The following is a 19548-nucleotide window of genomic DNA, read 5'->3' on the forward strand; positions in this document are numbered from 1 at the left end:
AGACCATGTCAACGAGAAGGACTTACGAAACAGGTCTTGAGAAATTCAACCGTACAAGCAACGTTGTAAACTTATTTTTCAACCTGATCTTTATCGTATTGGCGCTGATCTGCGTCATACCCGTAATTGTAGTGCTGTCCATTTCACTCTCCAGTGAGAACTCCATACGTGAGACAGGATATCATCTATTGCCGGTTGCACTATCAGGTGAAGCATACGCTTATGTGATCAAGCAAGGAACGATGATTTTGCGGGCGCTCGGCGTATCCGCTCTTGTTACGGTGGTTGGTACTGTGCTCGGTATATTTCTTACCACCTCCATGGGCTATGTCCTTTCTCGCCCAAACTACAAACTGAAGGGTTTTCTAACTTGGGTCGTTTTCATCCCCATGATATTCAATGGCGGTCTGGTTTCCAGCTACTTCATTAATACTAATCTATTAGGGCTAAAAGACAGCGTCTGGGCACTTATTCTGCCGCTTGCCGTCTCTTCATTTAACGTTATCATTTGTAAAACCTTCTTTAAAAGCACGATTCCCGACGGGCTGATTGAATCTGCTGAAATTGATGGTGCGAGCCAGCTGCGAATCTTTTTCTCCATCATTCTGCCGATTTCCTTGCCGGTCATTGCAACCATTGGACTATTTCTCTGCTTCTCTTATTGGAATGACTGGTTTCAATCGATGTTATACATCAACAACCAGAACCTATATTCTTTGCAGGCACTGCTTAACAGCTTGATGAGCAATGTCGATGCGCTTGCCAAAAACGCTGCTAGTATGGGCGTAAGCTATGCCGTGCTCGTCGCAACGATGCCGAAGGAATCTGCCCGCATGGCTGTAGCGATTATCATTGTTCTGCCTGTAGCCTTCGCCTATCCGTTCTTCCAGAAATATTTCATTTCCGGGTTAACGATTGGCGCAGTTAAAGGATAATCAACGAAATAAACCAAGCCTGCTTGGTTTATGATAGATCACTGTACAACGCTTACGGTGACACAACTTCAATAAGGGGGAAATGAAATGAAGAAATCTTGGAAGTTCATCTCTACGCTTTGTATTCTCACACTAATGGTGAGTGGCTTAGCAGCCTGCTCCGGCTCGAATTCACCAGCTGCAACAAACGCTCCGTCAACGACAGACGCGCCAAAGGACAGCGAAGCACCAAGCAAGGATATTCCAACGCTCGTCTGGTGGACGATCGGCGGCCAAGTGCCTAATAACTTCGGCAAAGCGATTGATGCTATGAATGAATATACAGCGGAGAAAATTGGTGTGAAAATTGACATCAAAGTAGCCAGCTGGGGTGAATGGGACACCAAAATCAACACGATTGTAAATACTGGCGAACCCTTCGACATTATGTTCACAAACAGCGGTAAATACAGCAAGCAAGTGGCTATGGGAGCTTTCGCCGATATCACTGATTTAGTTCAAAGTGATGCGCCTGACTTATACAAATTGATTCCTGAAAAGGTTTGGGATGGCACGAAAATTGGCGGCAAATATTATTCCGTTCCTACTTATAAGGATTCGGCACTAACGCAATATTGGGTGTACGATGATAAATACGTGCAAAAGTACAATATTGACATCAACAGCATCAAAACCCTGCAGGACCTTGATCAACCGCTTCACAACATCAAGTCCGGCGAAGGCAAAAGCTTCTACCCATTGCCGATGACGCAAGGTGAAGGCTTGAATGGTTTCTTTAACAATTATGATGATTTAACACTAGGCTTCACTCCAGTTGGCGTAAAAGCTGACGATGCATCACGTACGGTTGTTTCTGTTCTTGAGCAGCCTGATGTTATGGCCGATCTGAAGCTCCTGCATAAATGGTACCAAGATGGCATCATCAACCCAGATGCTCCGACTAAAACAGAGAATGAAAAAGGCAGACCATTCTTTGCAGCTCAGGCATTTCCGGGTGCAGAAGTAAGCTGGCAAATCAATGATGCTGTTGAAAAATATGATATGGTTCAACACTTTGGCCCTATTTATACAACAAGCACAATCCAAGGCTCCTTGAATGCGATTTCTGCGAATTCGAAATATAAGAAAGAAGCATTGAAGTACCTCGAATTAGTCAACACTGATCCAAAACTACGCAATATGCTTGCATTCGGCGAGCTAGACGTAGATTACAAAAATGTGGATGGCGAAAAGGTTATCGAGCGTACTTCTGATACTTGGCCGCTGGCTGCATACTCCCAAGGTACATTCTTTAATCTAGCAGTTACCAAAGGTGCTCCTGAGGATCAATGGGATCAAGTTAAAAAGCTGAATGACGCAGCGACATCCTCCACTGTGCTAGGTTTCGCACTGGACATCAGCAATCTTCAGACTGAAGTAGCAAATTGCCAGTCCGTATGGGATAAATACAAATATGAACTCATTACAGGCGCATCCGATCCGGAAAAAATGATTCCGAAAATTACTGCTGAATTAAAGTCCGCTGGCATGGACACGATTATGAAAGCGGCTCAAGAGCAAATCAATAACTACTTCAAGTAAGTTAAGCAAGTTGAATAAGCATCCCATATTGAGACACTCTGTATGGGATGCTTATTTCTTGCTATCTATGAAGCTTCGCTTAATCATGATAAAGTGGTATGGAAACCACTTGCTTTAAGGCGAGCTGCTGCAATTGAGGTGCCATATGAGCTCTTTTTTACAAATTAAAATTTATCGTTACAAGTTTATTGCCTATGTCGTCTTTGTCGTAACTATCGGACTCGCCCTTGGCATTCTGACCTGTGTCATGCTGCTGAATCAGTGGGTTGGTGATGCTCGTTTAGAGGCTGCAAATGCGTTCGCAGGTGTAGAGAATGAGCTGCAGTACGATGCTGACCGAATTGAGGCTTACATGCAGCGTATATACTCCAATCATAGTCTAATGGAAGATGCTCGCAGCTTTTTGAACAGCAGCGTTGAAGGCTATTTAACCAATAGTCTGCAAAACAGCGAGTTCTCACAGCCGTTGGTATCCTTCCCAGAGGATATTAAAACCTACCTGTACAGCTGGGCGCAGGGTGAAATTACGCAGGTTAGTTTGCATACCAATCAGTATAGCAATGTTGTACGCTTTAACGAAAACGGAATTGCAAGCTTCATATTCGGTCTTCCAAATACAGACGAAGCTTTTCACGATACGATTCAAAAAGGCTTCGTATATCGCAAGAAACTATCGGATACATCACTGGGCTCTAAGGAATTAGGGGAGCTGCGCTTCTTGGTCAGCAGTGATCAAGTCTTTAAATCTATACAAAATTATCGATTGGGAAAAGCTGCTGCAGTCAGCACTTCTGGTGAGGTCTACCTTATCGGCAGCGGGCAGGATCAGAACTTAGAGGAATTATCGCGTCTCGCGGCGGCGAATGGACGCAGTCATGGCGTTATTTCGCAGGGCTTGTTCAAGCATATCTTTTATATTACCTTTCCATCCACCAAGTTCAATTTCAAGTTCGTTAGCATCGTTGATTTATCCATGCTGATTAAACAGCATGCCAGAATGCTGATTACCATCTTTCTGATCGTATTAACGACCATGATAAGTGTACTACTGCTTATTGTGTATAATATGCGGGATGATTTCCGCTTCCTGCACCGCATTATTCAATCGATTGGGCGCGTGAAATCAGCTAATTTCACACCTAATCGCCCTGCCCGTTATCGTCGAAATGAATACGGCATGATTGCAAGGGAACTAGATGATATGATTGAGCAGTTAGATAAGCATATCCGCAATGAATATTTACTTAAACTAAAACAGCAAGAAACTGAGATGAAAGCGCTTCAAAATCAAATCAATCCTCATTTCCTTTATAATACGTTAGAGGTCATCCGCTCCACTGCTTTGGTTAATCAGGACAGAGATACCGCTGATGCCATTGCTACCTTAGGGGCGCTCTATCGCGAAATCGTCAAGAAGGAAAATATTATTTCGATTGCAAGTGAGCTGGAATTGCTGCAAAAATACTTGGAAATTATGGAGTTTAAATATCCAGAACGTTTTTTTTATCAGGTCAATGTAGATCCTGCGCTGCTCTCGATTCCTACCGTGAAATTCTGGATGCAGCCTTTGGCTGAAAACTTTTTCATCCACGGCTTTAGCGCTAGCAATGAGTTTAACTTGTATATCGTTAATGGCTGGGAAGCTGAAGATTATTATGTATTGGAATTTGTGGATAATGGTCGCGGTATTGGGGCGGAGCGTTTAAATGCAGTGCGAAGTACACTGTCCAACCAGGATGATACTTCTTCCGAGAGTATCGGTTTGCGCAACGTCTACACGAGGCTGCACTTCTTTTACGGGAAAAGCTTTTATATAGAGATTGGAAATAATGAGGAAGCTGGAGTTAAGATTTCTGTACGGATTCCAAAAGAGGTGATTGAACATGTACAAACTGCTGATAATGGATGACGAACCACAGATTTTGGAGGGGATGAAGCGAATCCTCGACTGGAAACAATATGGCTTCAGTCGGATAGATACGTGCGAATCTACGGAAGCCGCCATGTCCAAGGTTGTAGACCTGCTGCCTGATGTCGCTATTTTTGATGTCTGTGTTGGCAAGGATCTTGGTTATGAAACGATTCATAGACTTAATGAGCTACAAATCCCTACCAAATATGTGATTATGAGCGGCTATAGTGAATTCAAGTATGCCCAAGAAGCCATTCGCTGTGGTGTGAAAGACTATCTGCTTAAGCCTTTGGATCGTACAAAGCTGCAGCAAGTGATTGAGAAAATTATTGTTGAAGATCTCCATGGTACGATAGGTAATGCTAGCTGCGAGAGCCTGAACAAGGACCCGGTACTCGGTGTAAGCTATGACAGCTTATCCAAGCTGGTCAACCGCATTTTGCTCATGATCAAGACGGAGTATGCTCAGAATATTACTTTAAAATCAGTGGCAGAACGTTTCCAGATGAACAGTACCTATCTTGGACAATTATTTCTTAAAGAATCCGATATGAAATTTTCAGAATATCTAATGGCTTACCGTATGCTGCTTGCTCAAGAACGAATTCAATCGACAGATGAGAAGATTTCTTCTATCGCGCTTTCCGTCGGCTACAACAATCTCAATTATTTTTATACACATTTTCAAAGCTTTTTCGGAAAGTCTCCCTCTGATCTGCGGGGAAAAGGTTAACAACGAACTCGGCAGAAAGGCGGATATCGATGCAAAAGCGCTCTAGATACAGATATATCTTCATTACATTCAGTATTATACTGCTGCTCACAGCATATACAACCGGTTGCTCCCGTCAAGCTAGCAAAAACAACATTGATAAATATCATGGGGACACGGTAAATCTGATCTATTACACAATTGGAGAGCCTGACAAAGATCTGAAGCTCGTAAACGATAAAATCAATGAAATTATGGCTCGTAAAATTGGCGTGACCATCACCTATATTAAGGTTGGTTGGCAGGAGTATGAGGATCGGCTGAACACGCTCATATCCGCAGGAAGCCAGTTCGACATTGCTTTTGCCCCCAATTATGCAACTACCGCTATGCGCGGTGCATGGCTGAAACTTGATGACTACCTTTTGAGTCTAGGCAAGGATTTGTACGACACGATTGACCCCACCTTCTGGCAAGGGGTACGAATGAATGATGGAGGCATTTATGGTGTACCGACCAATAAAGAGCTGGCTGTACGTGATCATTGGATGTATCCTGCTTCGATCATTAAGAAGTACAATATCGACATTACCAAATACAATACGCTGGAATCGCTAGAACCATTGCTCCGGATGATTCAACAGAATGAACCAACCTATATACCAATGGAATTGGATCGGGATTCACAAAATTTCTTTGCTCTCTATGGCTACGAGTATATTTTGAATCATAAAGTTCCGTTAATGGTGAAATCACTGGACCCTAACTCTAAGGTCGTGAATATTTTTGAAACGAAGGAAGCCCGGCAGACATTAGACACATTGCGGCGTTATTATAAAGAGGGCTTCATTAACCAGGATGCTGCACTGCGGGAGCCTGGCGGTCTTAAGCGTGGGGATCAGGTATTCTGGAAATCCTCAGGCGGCGGCCCACTCTCGGATACGAATTGGAGTAAGGATCGCGGGTACAAGGTTGTATCGAATCCTGTAACCCCTAGTGTCGTCACTACGGAATCCGTCCGTGGAGGAATCATGGCTATTAATGCCAACACCAAGCATCCTATTGAGTCTATTAAGTTCCTGAACCTGCTCAATACAGACCCTGAAATACGAAACCTATTTAACTATGGTATTGAAGGATTGCATTACACGCTAGGTGAACATGGGCAAGCGATCCCCATTCCCGGCAAAGATAGCCAAGGCAACCCGATCCCGGATGCACCAGCGAGCTATGCGGGAGTACAATATACACAGGGTAACTGGTTTATCTTGAAAACTATAGGCGGCGATAACCCGGAACCGCTCGATAAGTGGGATCAATTCCGCAAATACAACGCTGAAGCAATCAAGTCCACCATTCTTGGCTTCACGCCTGATCTATCTAAGCTGACCGCCCAAACCGATAACATCGAGATGATTTGGAAAAAATACTATCCAAGCCTTATGACCGGTACTGTCGATGTTGACACAATCCTACCAAAATTTAATCAGGAGCTAAAACAAGCAGGTATCGAAGAGGTGCGGAAAGAAATACAGAAGCAGTTGGATGAGAAGCGAAACGCAAAGAGGTAAGTGTTATAGTGCCTCCCACAGACTATTTATGAATATGTATATAAGCGGAAAAGGCAGCCTATATCGGCTGCCTTTTATCATTCTACTATTTTACTTGGTAAAACTTACTTTATTTTAACGACTACCTTCCCTTTAGCTCTACCGCTTTCAAGGTATTGAAAGGCTTGCCCTGTATCTTTAAAATCAAACACTTTATCAATAACCGGAATAATGTGACCCTCTTCTATAAACTTCTTAATGATCTTTAATTGCGCTCCGCTTGGTTTCATAAAGAGGAAATGATATCTCGTACCGCTTTTCTTCTCTAGGGCTGTAATTTTACGGCTCACAATGGATAGAACGACCGTCTTCAACCAGCCTAATTTTGCTTCCTTGCCGAATCTGGAGTTGGGCAGGCCGGAGACCGATACTATTTTTCCGTTTGGTTTCAGTACCTGGAATGATTTTTCCAATGCTGTCCCACCTAAGGTATCGTACACCGCGTCATAGCCTGTAAGCATTTCTTCAAAATTCTCTGTTTTATAATTAATGATTTGATCGGCGCCCAGTGAGTTGACCAAATCATAGCCTTTATCACTTGCTGTTGTGGCGACATAAGCGCCCATCAATTTGGCCAGTTGGATAGCAAATGTTCCTACCCCTCCAGATCCTGCATGAATCAAAATCTTTTGCCCTTTTTGAAGGTTCAAAATATCGTAAAAGGCTTGGTATGTCGTAAGTCCGACCAGTGGGATTGACGCCGCTTCTTCAAAATTTAGATTTTCTGGTTTAAGAGAAATATCATCTTCATGAATGGCAATATATTCAGCTAACGTTCCGATCCTGTCTTTGCGAGGTCTTCCATAAACCTCATCACCGGGTTTAAATGTGCTCACGCGTTCACCAACCTTGGTTACTACTCCAGAAAAATCATTTCCGAGAACTAAAGGAAAGTCATACGTTAGCAGTAATTTTACTTTTCCTTCTTTTATTTTGAAATCGATAGGATTTAAGCTCGCCGCATAAATCTCTACTAATACATCATGTTCTCCCATTGTAGGCATTGGTCGTTCCGTCATTATTAAGGGGATATTTTTTCCATATCTCTCTATTGTTATAGCCTTCATTATTATCACTCCTATTAAGATCATTCGTTTAAACATATAAACGTATAGAGCAAAAAAACATTTTTCCAATGGACTAATGAAGCAAACGTTCATTTTATTCCATTGAAGATTGCAAAGATCCGCTACACTGAGCTTCTATAGCCTCAATTAAAGATTTAAGTTGCTCTAATGGTTTGCGGAGAGTCAGGACATAGTAATTTTCTACGCTCTTCTTTTCGTAACTAACATAACCAGACTGTCTTAATACCTTCAAATGATGGGAGACGGCAGGCCGGGACAAGTCAATTTGATCCGCTATAGTATTGACATTAAGTCCAGCTTTATGCTGTGCAAGCAGCAAAATTATGGCTTGACGTTTTTCATCTGTAAGAACATCCAGCAAGGGAATGGAATCTTTAAATTGCTGTACAATCTGTTCAGTATTTTGGCTCATACACTTCACTTCCGTTCATTCGTTTAATTATACAAACCTATTATAACCAACTTTTTGACAAGATCAAATATCTTATACAATACCTATGCTGGCGGAGCAGCGCTGTTATCCGTTCTTATCCGCAAAATCAGTTCTTCATCGATTCCGTTAAATTCGCCATTGCATTGTTAAGCCTCAACCTCTTGTTACTATTAACTTAGTAACCATCAATAAGAAAACAGAGATTAACAAAGAAACTCCACCCCATAATAAAAAGTTAAAGGTAAACATGAACTCAAAATCTTCATCAAACCGCTTAATACTAAAGATGAGGAGTACGATAACTATTCCCGCTAAATAGGCAACTAAAAGACCCAATGCTGAGTAATTTAAGCTTCTTCTTAATTGCTGTTTTTTCATTAGCCACCCCATTATATTATTCCTTCTAACCACGAAGCCCACGCTTTATATAAGAATGCTTTATTTAATATACAATTATAAAAACGTATGTATTTCAAGCATTTTTAGTTTCTTTTTGCAGTTGGAAACTCCACAATTTGAATGCTGAATAGATCCAAAACCGCAAAAACTGCCAAAGCAAATCCGCTATTCCATAACGCATGAATCCAATTTTCTTCAAACTTCTTCTTGCATTCATCAATAATAGTTTGGTTAATAATAATAGGATTTGTTACAACCATCTCTGAGTAGAGATGATCAGTTAAATCCAACTTATCAACCATCCATTGCAGCCCTGCCAGGATTCCCTTATCATTTTCCAATGTAGCCTTCTGATGTGAGTCAACCCAGTTAAGCAGCTGATCTTTTCGCTCCTGAGTCATCTCCACAGTAACAATGAACATAAAACCACTCTTTTACCGTTTAGTTTAAAAATCCATTAGACTTCATTATAAGTCCCATTAGCTAAATGGTATTTAGCGACTGGGTTCTTCTATTTCTTTCGAACAGGAAAACAAATATATATCCTAATCATTTAAACCCTTTCCATCCAGAATTTGCTGCTTATATTTTTCAACCCTTGACTCGCGAGTTTTGGATTGTTTAGGTTCAGAAAAATAAAAAATGTACGCTCTTTGCCGTCCCGGCGTCAATGCTTCAAAAGCAGTTTTCAAGGCAGGCATTTCATCTAATTTGTTTTGAAATTCATCAGGAATTATGTATTCTGTATTCTTTTTGAAAACCACTTCTAAACCGGCTTGTTCAACTTCAATGGCTTCATTAATATAGGATTTCAGGATAGCTTCCATTTCAACTATTTCTTGAACGCTGGTGAACCGAATTTGGCGCGCCGCCTGTACATTTTCTGTTTGTTGGATTAGGATGCCATTGGGATCTTTTAACAAGGCGCCTTTGTGAAACAGAAGTGCGCAATATTCTTTAAATCCGTGGATTAAAACTATGTTTTTATTCTGAAACGTGTAACAAGGATGCATCCACTTATATTCTTCGGTCAGCTCACAGTCCAGTACAATATTTCTCAACTTTTTATATTCTTCTTTCCACTTTTTAGATTTACCTATAAATCCATCAACCTTAAGATTCAGTCCACTATTTGTCATCAAGGAGTACCCCTCTACATCAAATTACTATTATGTTTTTGATAATAAGCAGATCATTAATAAATCCACTGGATTGCTTGCCGCTCCAAGCTGATGGACACTGACTAATACCGTGTCATCACTTTTTCATCAGTTGCACATAGGTTCCATTGTACTGCATTTTTATGGATTGTACAGTTTGCATACAAACTCTATTACAAATTACATTTTTATCATAACAATTTCATTGTATACAACCAAATTTATAGATATACCCTCACAAGATATTACCATGCCAGTTGGCTCACTCATGATGGCTACTATTACTTGCTGTTCGCCTCATTTTTGTGATGTTGGACAATCGTTCTCATTGTTTTATGAAAGCAGCCGATTTTCACATTTTGGCACTTTACACAAACAGAATAAAAGGCATCCGGAATATTCCGAAAGCCTCTCCATTCATTCCTCTTATGCCTAACATCGAATGAGCATACTGGCGATATTCATCTTAGTTTATTTTTTCGGCGAACATTGCGATTAGGACCGGATAAGCTTCACATCGCTCCACGATATGCTTAGCCACCGTACGCATTCCCTATGGTCATACCGATCAAGCAGAACAATTAGTTCTAGAAGTTATAGCGTTCAACCTTCCCTACTCGTATAACTTGAGGAATGTATTCAATCTATATTTCTTGGTACGAAACATACGTTAGAAAAACTGAGGCCATCATCCATATCTTCGCCATCAAGGGTTTGTAATAAATGATACTGAGCAATTTCTCTCTCATTTATCTCAACATTCAATGTGGTTTGAACAAAATATATTGGATCGTCCCATCGATAATTAATAACTAGGGCTATTCTCTCATTTGAAAGCTTTGTCGAAGTTGAGATATCATTACTGTTAAATGCCTCAACAAATTCTTCAGGTTCATCACTAAGCCAAGAGTTTACATATACCCAGAATCCCTCATGTGCTTTTTCAAAAGAATTGTATTGCTTAGCGAACTTCTCCAATTCAACAGCGTTCATATTTTCCCCCGACATCTCAACAAGTAAGCAGTATCACATCAAACTGCTCATTGTTTTTTTAACTATTTACCCATTAACTCAAACTGTCGTTCACAGTTAAACTATCTTTTATTTAAAAATAGCAGTCTTTTAGCCAAATAATCCTTTTCTATTGTTTTATTCACTAGACCATATTTATTTGTTTCATATAGCTTATCGGTTTCTACTGTAAGGATAGTTATGGGTTTATCTAATGTGGTAATTCCTTGTTGAATACTTATTAATAAATTTGAATGTACTTTGTTTGACTTTCTCAGAGGTTCAGAGTTTGAATGAATGGTTTCTCCCTTAATATTAATTCTCCCTTCCTCATTACGCCACCATCTAAATGTTTCGATTGCGGAAAGTGACCAATTTAGGTATTCTATCCACCCATCTCCGTGTTCTAGAAAATAAATGATCTCATCACTAGGTCCCGGATCAAATAAAGCATCTGCAGACCATTCTCCTACTATTTCATCCATACTTTTAAACCTCCATAATTATCAATTCTATCTCAAGTCGTTATGTAAGATTAGGAGGGTCAAAAATCATCATGCTTAAACTAAAAAAAAGTATAAAGGATACAAAACTGAACAAAACGAACTGTGATTTTCTTATCTTTATTTTTCTGAAAATTGTTCGATTGCTAAATATTAAAATAGCTAGAAATGAAGTTAATAATAAAATAGTTATGGGTAGGAGGACGATTATTACATCTTCTTCTCCTCTCATATCAGAACCGTTATGTAATCCGAAAAAATAACCTATTACATATATACATGATGCACTGATTTTTATAATGTATGGAAACATCTGCGCTAAAAATGAATTAATGATTCCACCTAGTATTAGATATAGTGTTTTCAATTACACACCTCCATAATTTTCTAAGAACTCCTTTCTTTAATTTTGAAAACCATAACTGTATAGACGTTAGATATCCAAAAATGTTTTAATTTATGGTATATCATCCAAAATAAACATTTTCATCCCAACTAAGCTGCTCGTAAACGCAACGAGGCTGCCGATTTATACCGGCAGCCTCGTTTTAATGATTAATAAGTTATATTTGATTGAGAATAACAGGTCTAATCCCAGTGGTTATAGATTATCTCACCTACTGTCATAGGCACCTATCGCCCCTCTAATTCAAATATGACATATATTCGAAAGCAGTTGTGCCATATACACTTTTAAAATGTTTATTTAAATGGGTTAAATCCACAAAACCGCATGCAGCCACTGCAGAGTAAATATCTCTATTTTTTTCGATCAACTGTTTAGCAAGTTCGATTTTGCAGTTAAGAAAGTATTGATACGGTGAAATACCAGTATTCTCCTTGAAAAAGCGAATAAACTTAAACTTTGATAAATGAAGTTCATTACAAATCTCATCAAGTTTCAATACCTGTTCCAGATTGGCATGAAGCATATTCTTTGCCTTGTGAATTAGTGCGGTATCCTTCTTGTTGTCAGTCGAAAACTTCGTTTGGACGAGGCTATCAGTGAGGGATACGAATAATTCACTGCAAATGGCCTCGTCTTTTCCGCTCAATATTGCGTAGGAAAGATTTAATATCCCTTGTTTTAGTCGATCATCATACACAACAGGTTTAGGAAAACGTACGATATCCTTTTTCTCAATAACCTCCAAAAACAATTGCGGATCAATATAGATCATAACATAATCCAGACCTGTCTTATCCTGCGCCATTCCATCATGAGCCTGCTCCGGATTAAAAAACATAACACCATTCTGGTGGGATAATTGTAAAGTGCCATCCAAATTATATTTTTGGATTCCACGTAAAGTTACACCCATGGCATACTCTTGGTGAGCGTGCTTTTTATACGTAAAATCAGTCATATTCGCTGACAGCACCGTAATACCCGCTGATTTTCGATAAATAAATTTGTTCATTCCATTCACCTCTTCATCACTTGCCTACATCCAGATCATGATTGCAGCGTAAGCGAGAGATAACGCCATCAATACATTAAATATCTTATTATACTTTTGTAAAAGCGCTTTGAAGATCGAACCAAAGAGAACCCATGTCATAAATGCCAAAAAACCAATTAATGTGATAGCTAAAATACTTAATGAGACTGCAGAACTTGTGCTATAGCTAGCCATAATGAAGGTTGGAATCACAGTCAATGTAAATAATACTACCTTTGGATTTAAAAACTGCATAAGAAACCCTGACAAGAAAGTAGCCGTTTGGTTTAATGCTCCGTTTGATGCATCCATTTTGTAAATTTGATAAACAAGATAAAACATATAACCACTTCCAATGATCTGCATCACAATGATTATTTTCGGTATAATCGTTATGAGAATCGTGTTCAGCAAAGCAGAAATAACAAGTAATGAGGCAAAACCAATTGTTGCTCCAAACGAATATTTCATTGCCTTTTTTACACCGAAATTATGCACCGTGGATAATATGACGATATTGGTAGGTCCAGGTGTAAACGTAGCAATCGTACAGTAAATCAAAAAAGATGTAAAATCCATGAGAATACTCCTTTCAAGCTCTTCTCATAGCCTACATCTTAAAATGAAATTCCTATAGTATATTATTGCAGAACTAACGTTTATTTCGCTATGGTTCTATGTGGCAAATATTTTGGGGCTTCATTGAATAGAACAAAGTTAGGTCTGAACTTGTTTATATCCAACCAATATGAAAAATCATATTTCCCTAATCTTATTGAACTATCCTGCCGATTGGCTTAAAAGAACAGAAATGAAGTTGACTTACGATTTGAAGATGGAGTCGATACTCTCTCTATCGTAATCTAATATCCAGTGATTATAATTTATGTAAAGTTCTTGGAGAGGTGCCGTTGTGTTAGAAGCAATATCTAAACCTCTGTCGTCATATAAATAAAAAATCGTATTACGAGTTGTATTCACGAAAAATATTCTATGATACGCGAAGAGAAACACTGCAGGCTTAATATCTGATGTTTTGCAACTCAGTACATAACGGAACCTTACCCATCCATCTTCCTCTTCATCAGATCCTATAATGCTGTTACAATTAAGTTTTTTTAAAGTTTCCTTGCTTTTAACGCCTTTTTTAAAAAATTTTATCTTGTGAGGCTTACTCTTCCTTCTAAAACTAAGAAATAAAACAATAAATATTTCATCACTTTCACTGTGCGTTTCTTTAAATAGTTGAGTAGTACGATAGAGAACTTGGTCTCTGTATTTTTCATCAGAAACCAAAGGATCCGGGTCACCGATCTCAAATCGAATGCCTACATCCGCGTTATAAAATAGAGGGGATTCCAATTTGAGTCCTAGAAACTTATCATTGAGATAATGATCAAGTGATGCTGACACTCATTTCCCATCCTTTCCCCGAAAAGTACTATAGTATTTGACTTCTTAGGTTCCAAGACTCTTCTGCCAAATCAAGCAGTATCTGAGCTACTAACAACTGATGACTTGATTTTTCTTTTTTGTTTATTTTATCGTCTACTTCTAAATTACTAAGCATCTTATCAATAACCATGATAAACCTAAGCGATGCGGTCGCAGTAAAACCGAAACGGGCAAGCTTGAAATCCCCGTCCCATCCCTCATCCCTGAGTCCTTGCATATAGTTTAGAAATAATTCTTCCTTATACTCTGCTACCTTGTTAACGGGAACTTTCTTTTTTAATAACGCATATCCAAACATTCGACCAAGCTCTTCCCCTACACCTGAAATACTTGCAAACTGCCAATCAATCGCTATTAATGAATCATTTCCATTCAATTGCTCTATAAAAATGTTATCCCAGTGTACGTCTTGATGGGCAAATACACGAGGCAGTAATTCTAATGTCTCCAGCAAGCTGTTTACTCGGTCTCTAGTGATACGATAAAGCTCCCACATAGTGCTCTTATCATTAAAATCAATCAAGCAAGAATCCCAAATAACTTTTTGCTCCTCAATGGGTTTAGCATAAGCAGTACACACCTCAACCCAAGAACGCATCCAATTGTGGCATAAAAAAGATTCAGTTGGGAGAGGTGTCCCTGTTATGTATGCGCCATTGTATTTGCCAAGTAAATAGGATATTTTACACATGTGCTTGAATGACCATTCACTTTGGACATTTTCAATAGCTATATCCTCGAGACAGATCGAGACATTTTCATCCGGATGCTCTTCTACTGTATAGCATAAGGGAGCCCTTATACCAAGTGGCAATTGATTCAGAATCCCTGAATTATAAACCAGAGCTTCACGTTTCCAGTAGTAGTAGTGATTGACTTGATTACGCATAGGATCAGGTTTTAATATCTTGAGTATCATTGTATAATTTTGCTTTCTATCGTTGTCCAGAGCTATACAAGATACCCTATAAACCGAACTTTCTTCCTTGTTTTTTCCAAGAGGGCTGAAATTCCACGATAATAACTGTAAATTTTGAGAAGCTACAACTCGCCGTAATAGTGACTGTAAGTAATCAGGGTCAATTTTAATATCTTTTTCCGTTTTTGCGGTTATCATTATGAACAGACCTCTGTTTCTTCAAAATATATACATTTAAAATACGTGAAACGGTCCACGATTCCATCCTGACAATTGCGTTAACTTCCAGCTTACTTAATGAAAATGGAAGCAGTCGCCATATGAACTGCTCCTTATTTGTTAAACTATCTTACCTTGTTAGCGTAATACCGTTATTATAATGACTTCAGTAGTTCTTTTAAATCATCCGTATTATTGCTTGTCAAAATTGGAATATATTTAGTTATTTTTTCAACATCCCAGTTCCACCACTTCAAAGTATTGAGAATATCAATAGTCTCCTGGTCAAATCTATTACGGATTAATTTTGCTGGGTTACCTCCAACAATGGAATAAGACGGAACATCTTTAGTTACAACTGCGTTTGTTGCGATTATCGCACCATCACCAATATGAATCCCCGGCATAATTGTAGCATTATAGCCTATCCAAACATCGTTCCCTATAACTGTATCCCCTTTGAAACCACCACTTAGATTCTTTAGGCCGGCTTCCCACTCTCCTCCAAATGCCCCAAAAGGAAAGGTTGTAAACGAGTTTGTATTATGATTCCCACCATTCATAATAAATTTGACGCTTGATGCTATAGCGCAAAATTTTCCGATTTTCAGCTTATCACCGATAAAATCAAAATGATAAAGAACGTTTTTCTCAAAGCCTAACGGATCATTATTATCGTCATAATAGGTGTAATCTCCAACTTCAATATTTGGATTAACCACTATATTTTTAAGAAAACATAAGCTTCTGATATCCTTCATTGGGAAAACACTTTTTATATCTGGACCAATCAATTAGCGACACTCCTAAAATATATTTTTTTGACTTCAACAACTTTATTCTCTTTTTTATTAACATTTTATTTTTCATTTGATCCTTCAGTTAGTTTAATAGCCGCAGCGGTTACTAATCAATAAAATACCAAAAAAAGAAAAAAATTGGCTTATGTCTACTTTCTAAGTATTTCCTTACCTATCTGGTTTCGGATTTATTTCTAACCTTTTAAGCTTTCTGCCGCTTTATATCCTGTCTTGGAGGAAAGCCAAACATTCGGGAATACTCTCGACTGAATTGCGAGGGGCTTTCATAGCCTACTCGAAATGCGACATCAGTGGCATCTGTTGACTCGTTTAAAAGCAGGCGACGAGCTTCCTGCAGTCTCAGCTGTTTTTGGAACTGAATTGGGCTCATAGCGGTTACTTCTTTAAAATGCCTATGAAACGAGGAGACACTCATATTCGCTATTTCGGCAAGCTCTTCAATCCGGAAACTGCGATCATAATGATTCATGATCCGCTCAATAACCTCTCTAATATGGTGGACTGAGCTGCCCTCCATTACAATTTGTTTTAAAATATTTCCATTCTCACCTTCCAGCACCCTATACAGAATCTCCTTCGTAAATAATGGAGCAAGAACCGGAATATCTTGGGGATTATCTAACATACGAGCTAATCTGAGCACCGCATCCAGCAAAGTTGATTCCATCTGACTGACAAACATTGCCCGCTTTGAATCTACTTTCGATTTCAATTGTTTTTCGGACTCTTGTAGAACCTCTAAGATTTGGCTTGGTGTAAATTCAAGTTTAAAACCCAGATAAGGCGCGTCGGGAGACGCTTCAGTAACTTGGGCTATGACCGGCAAGTGAACTGATGCAACAAGATAATCAGTCGGACTGTATCTAAAGTGCTCCTGCTCCAACCAGACCTCCTTCGCACCTTGGACAACTATACATAAGGAAGGTTTGTAAACTCCATGCCTAGGTACATTAACATTTGAGATATGGATGAAAAATAAGGATGGAATAGCGGTAGGGTGTACACCGTCTTTTCCAGAATAACGCTTAATGATTTCGGCGAGTTCATTCTGCTGTTTCATGATTATTTCAGACATTGGCCCCTCCAACGACTTTATTTTTATAGTTCAATTATAGACCATATGCATTTGTTACATAAGCGGTAGTGAGAGGATTAGGCAAACATTTGATACGAATGGGATAACTGTCTCTTTTTAATCCAGTGCATAATAAGGTTGTAATCGGTAATAATGGAGGTCTTTCCGTGCAAAAAGTAATTCTAAACAATGGTGTTGAAATGCCTACTCTCGGTTTTGGGGTTTTTCAGATCCCAGATGCAAATGAATGTGAAGAAAGCGTTCATGAAGCTATTAAAGCAGGTTATCGCCTGATTGATACGGCTGCCTCTTATTTAAATGAGGAAGCGGTGGGCAGAGCAATAAAACGCAGTGGCATAGCAAGAGAAGAGTTATTTATCACTACAAAGCTTTGGGTACAGGATACAGGTTATGAGCGCACAAAGAGGGCATTTGAACGATCACTAACAAGATTGCAGCTTGATTATCTGGATTTGTATTTAATTCATCAGCCCTTTGGCGATGTTCATAGCTCTTGGCGCGCTATGGAGGAGCTCTATCGTGAAGGAAAGGTTCGTGCAATTGGCGTAAGTAACTTTCATGAGGATCGGCTAATAGATTTAATTATTCATAATGAAGTTGTTCCTGCCGTAAACCAAGTGGAAACACACCCTTTCAACCAGCAAATCGAAAATGCAGCCTTCATGAAAGAGAACAATGTTCAGATCGAGTCTTGGGCGCCATTTGCTGAAGGGAAAAATAACTTGTTTCAAAATGAATTATTGGTAGCTATAGCCGAAAAGCATAATAAATCCGTTGCTCAGGTAGTTTTGCGTTGGCTAACACAAAGAGAAGTCGTTGTCATTCCAAAGTCGGCTCGTAAAGAAAGAATTATAGAAAACTTCAATATCTTTGATTTCGAATTAGACCCTAAAGATATGGAGTCAATTGCTTCATTAGATACAAAACAGAGCCAGTTCTTTTCACATCGGGACCCAGAAATGGTGAAATGGATCGGTACCCGGAAACTCGATATCTAACTATCTTCGGAAGGGAGAAGGAGGATCAGAGATTGCTCGCACGATTTAAAAAATTGTTCGAAATTAAAGGGTATCGTTTATTCGTCATCTGCATGCTAATGATAGGGATAGGAATATCGATTACAACGCCTTATCTAGCTCTCTATTTCACAGAAGATTTAGGAATGAGCACTGGGGCGTTCGGCGTGTTCATGGCAGTAAGTTCATTAAGCGGTATCTTGGTGAACACGCTCATTGCCAAACGTTCGGATAGCGGTCTAGACCGGAAATGGATATTGATTGCAGCAATGCTTTTGTCTGCTTTGGTGTATGCTGCGTATTTGACATTCGATAATTTCTTTATTCTGCTGATTGTGGTCAGTATATTGAGTGGATTTGGCGCTGCCTCCATACCGCAAATTTATGCTTATGCACAGGAATCTGCCAATGAAAGCAAATCCGATGACAAAACGTTAGCGATATCTGCATTACGCTCTCTAATTTCTCTGGGATTTCTAATTGGACCATTGGCAGGGACTCTTCTTTTGGCGGCGACTGGGTATAGAGGTCTCTTTCTGGTGACATCCACCATCTATCTTACGACAGCATCTCTTATATTCCTGTTTCTTTCAAGCCGGAAAGCAAATCCAAAAAAAACCGGGTTGAGCAACACAGTCGGTACCTCTTTGCTCATTAACAGGCAGATCAGGCTGCCGTTTATCGCTTTTATTCTTCTGTTCACGGTTAACGCGATGAATTTAATCAACACGCCGCTCTTTATTGTGAACGAGCTTAAAGGCACACATACGGATGTCGGGTTAGTGGTCGGTATTTGTGCCGGCTTTGAAATTCCTATCATGCTGATCTTGGGTGCGTATGGTAGAAAGATATCAAATCACACTCTTTTAATGTTTGGCAGCATTATTGCTATTTTCTATTTCGTCACCTTAGGTGTTTCGAACGATCCGATTCAACTGATTATAGCGCAGCTTATGCAGGCAACGTTTGTGGCAATCGTGATGGGCAATGGACTTAGCTATTTCACGAATATGATGCCTGATTCACCGGGAGTAGCTACAACGCTATATACCAACGCCTCCACTATTGGTAGGCTGGCAGGAACGCTCGGCAGTGGTATCATTGCCCAGTTTACAGGATTTCGATCGGTGTATTGGATTTGTCTGGTGATTGTGATTTTATCATTAGTCTTGTTATGGCGAACAAAATCAGAAGTAGGAGAAGAAGTTCGGTTATCAATTTGAGACCTACAGCTTG

The 19548-nt window shown here is 39.4% G+C and carries 20 protein-coding genes; 7 read left to right on the plus strand and 13 right to left on the minus strand.

Going from position 1 to position 19548, the window contains the following annotated elements:
• Positions 1-5 precede the first annotated feature (5 nt).
• The 5 genes from ACIFSR_RS29225 to ACIFSR_RS29245 all read left to right on the plus strand — a co-directional run bounded on the left by ACIFSR_RS29225 (position 6) and on the right by ACIFSR_RS29245 (position 6711).
• Complete coding sequence (locus tag ACIFSR_RS29225; RefSeq protein WP_339208397.1) at positions 6-935, plus strand: carbohydrate ABC transporter permease; 930 nt, start codon at positions 6-8, stop codon at positions 933-935.
• A gap of 87 nt (positions 936-1022) precedes the next feature.
• Complete coding sequence (locus ACIFSR_RS29230) at positions 1023-2516, plus strand: ABC transporter substrate-binding protein (protein ID WP_339208395.1); 1494 nt, start codon at positions 1023-1025, stop codon at positions 2514-2516.
• A gap of 145 nt (positions 2517-2661) precedes the next feature.
• Positions 2662-4425, plus strand: a complete 1764-nt coding sequence (locus ACIFSR_RS29235) for a sensor histidine kinase (RefSeq protein ID WP_339208394.1) — start codon at positions 2662-2664, stop codon at positions 4423-4425.
• Positions 4400-5161, plus strand: coding sequence for a response regulator transcription factor (locus ACIFSR_RS29240; protein ID WP_339208392.1), 762 nt, complete (start codon positions 4400-4402; stop codon positions 5159-5161). The genes ACIFSR_RS29235 and ACIFSR_RS29240 overlap by 26 nt, the downstream gene beginning before the upstream one ends.
• Before the next feature lie 29 nt (positions 5162-5190).
• A complete protein-coding gene (locus ACIFSR_RS29245) occupies positions 5191-6711 on the plus strand; it encodes an ABC transporter substrate-binding protein (protein WP_430061941.1) in 1521 nt (506 codons plus the stop codon).
• A gap of 104 nt (positions 6712-6815) precedes the next feature.
• Here ACIFSR_RS29245 and ACIFSR_RS29250 read toward each other — a convergent pair whose 3' ends face one another.
• The 13 genes from ACIFSR_RS29250 to ACIFSR_RS29310 all read right to left on the minus strand — a co-directional run bounded on the left by ACIFSR_RS29250 (position 6816) and on the right by ACIFSR_RS29310 (position 17275).
• Positions 6816-7817 carry an NADP-dependent oxidoreductase gene (locus tag ACIFSR_RS29250; RefSeq protein ID WP_430061943.1) on the minus strand — a complete coding sequence of 334 codons (1002 nt, stop codon included), beginning with the start codon at positions 7815-7817 and terminating at the stop codon, positions 6816-6818.
• 94 nt (positions 7818-7911) lie between these two features.
• A complete protein-coding gene (locus ACIFSR_RS29255) occupies positions 7912-8250 on the minus strand; it encodes an ArsR/SmtB family transcription factor (RefSeq protein WP_430061946.1) in 339 nt (112 codons plus the stop codon).
• 174 nt (positions 8251-8424) lie between these two features.
• Positions 8425-8649 carry a hypothetical protein gene (locus ACIFSR_RS29260; protein WP_430061949.1) on the minus strand — a complete coding sequence of 75 codons (225 nt, stop codon included), beginning with the start codon at positions 8647-8649 and terminating at the stop codon, positions 8425-8427.
• A 104-nt stretch (positions 8650-8753) separates the two neighbouring features.
• Positions 8754-9092: a hypothetical protein gene (locus tag ACIFSR_RS29265; RefSeq protein ID WP_430061952.1), complete on the minus strand. Its 339-nt coding sequence runs from the start codon at positions 9090-9092 to the stop codon at positions 8754-8756.
• A 123-nt stretch (positions 9093-9215) separates the two neighbouring features.
• Positions 9216-9809, minus strand: coding sequence for a YdeI/OmpD-associated family protein (locus ACIFSR_RS29270; RefSeq protein ID WP_430061954.1), 594 nt, complete (start codon positions 9807-9809; stop codon positions 9216-9218).
• A gap of 660 nt (positions 9810-10469) precedes the next feature.
• A complete protein-coding gene (locus ACIFSR_RS29275) occupies positions 10470-10823 on the minus strand; it encodes a hypothetical protein (RefSeq protein ID WP_430061956.1) in 354 nt (117 codons plus the stop codon).
• 101 nt (positions 10824-10924) lie between these two features.
• On the minus strand, positions 10925-11326 hold the full coding sequence (locus tag ACIFSR_RS29280; protein ID WP_430061958.1) for a hypothetical protein: 402 nt from the start codon (positions 11324-11326) through the stop codon (positions 10925-10927).
• A gap of 662 nt (positions 11327-11988) precedes the next feature.
• Positions 11989-12765: an AraC family transcriptional regulator gene (locus ACIFSR_RS29285; RefSeq protein ID WP_430061960.1), complete on the minus strand. Its 777-nt coding sequence runs from the start codon at positions 12763-12765 to the stop codon at positions 11989-11991.
• 24 nt (positions 12766-12789) lie between these two features.
• Positions 12790-13365, minus strand: coding sequence for a LysE family translocator (locus tag ACIFSR_RS29290; RefSeq protein ID WP_430061963.1), 576 nt, complete (start codon positions 13363-13365; stop codon positions 12790-12792).
• A gap of 243 nt (positions 13366-13608) precedes the next feature.
• Positions 13609-14199, minus strand: coding sequence for a DUF3885 domain-containing protein (locus ACIFSR_RS29295; protein ID WP_430061966.1), 591 nt, complete (start codon positions 14197-14199; stop codon positions 13609-13611).
• Positions 14200-14227: 28 nt separating this feature from the next.
• Positions 14228-15358: a hypothetical protein gene (locus tag ACIFSR_RS29300; RefSeq protein WP_430061968.1), complete on the minus strand. Its 1131-nt coding sequence runs from the start codon at positions 15356-15358 to the stop codon at positions 14228-14230.
• Positions 15359-15534: 176 nt separating this feature from the next.
• Positions 15535-16140, minus strand: coding sequence for a CatB-related O-acetyltransferase (locus ACIFSR_RS29305; RefSeq protein WP_339209564.1), 606 nt, complete (start codon positions 16138-16140; stop codon positions 15535-15537).
• A gap of 241 nt (positions 16141-16381) precedes the next feature.
• Positions 16382-17275: an AraC family transcriptional regulator N-terminal domain-containing protein gene (locus ACIFSR_RS29310; protein WP_430061971.1), complete on the minus strand. Its 894-nt coding sequence runs from the start codon at positions 17273-17275 to the stop codon at positions 16382-16384.
• Between the two features lie 167 nt (positions 17276-17442).
• Between ACIFSR_RS29310 and ACIFSR_RS29315 the strand changes: the two genes are divergently transcribed.
• Entirely contained in the window at positions 17443-18294 is an 852-nt protein-coding gene (locus tag ACIFSR_RS29315) for an aldo/keto reductase (protein WP_430061974.1), read from the plus strand.
• A gap of 32 nt (positions 18295-18326) precedes the next feature.
• Complete coding sequence (locus ACIFSR_RS29320) at positions 18327-19535, plus strand: sugar efflux transporter (RefSeq protein WP_430061977.1); 1209 nt, start codon at positions 18327-18329, stop codon at positions 19533-19535.
• The last annotated feature ends 13 nt before the right edge of the window (positions 19536-19548 follow it).

This window comes from Paenibacillus sp. NRS-1760 (assembly GCF_050467785.1).
Classification (GTDB): Bacteria; Bacillota; Bacilli; order Paenibacillales; family Paenibacillaceae; genus Pristimantibacillus.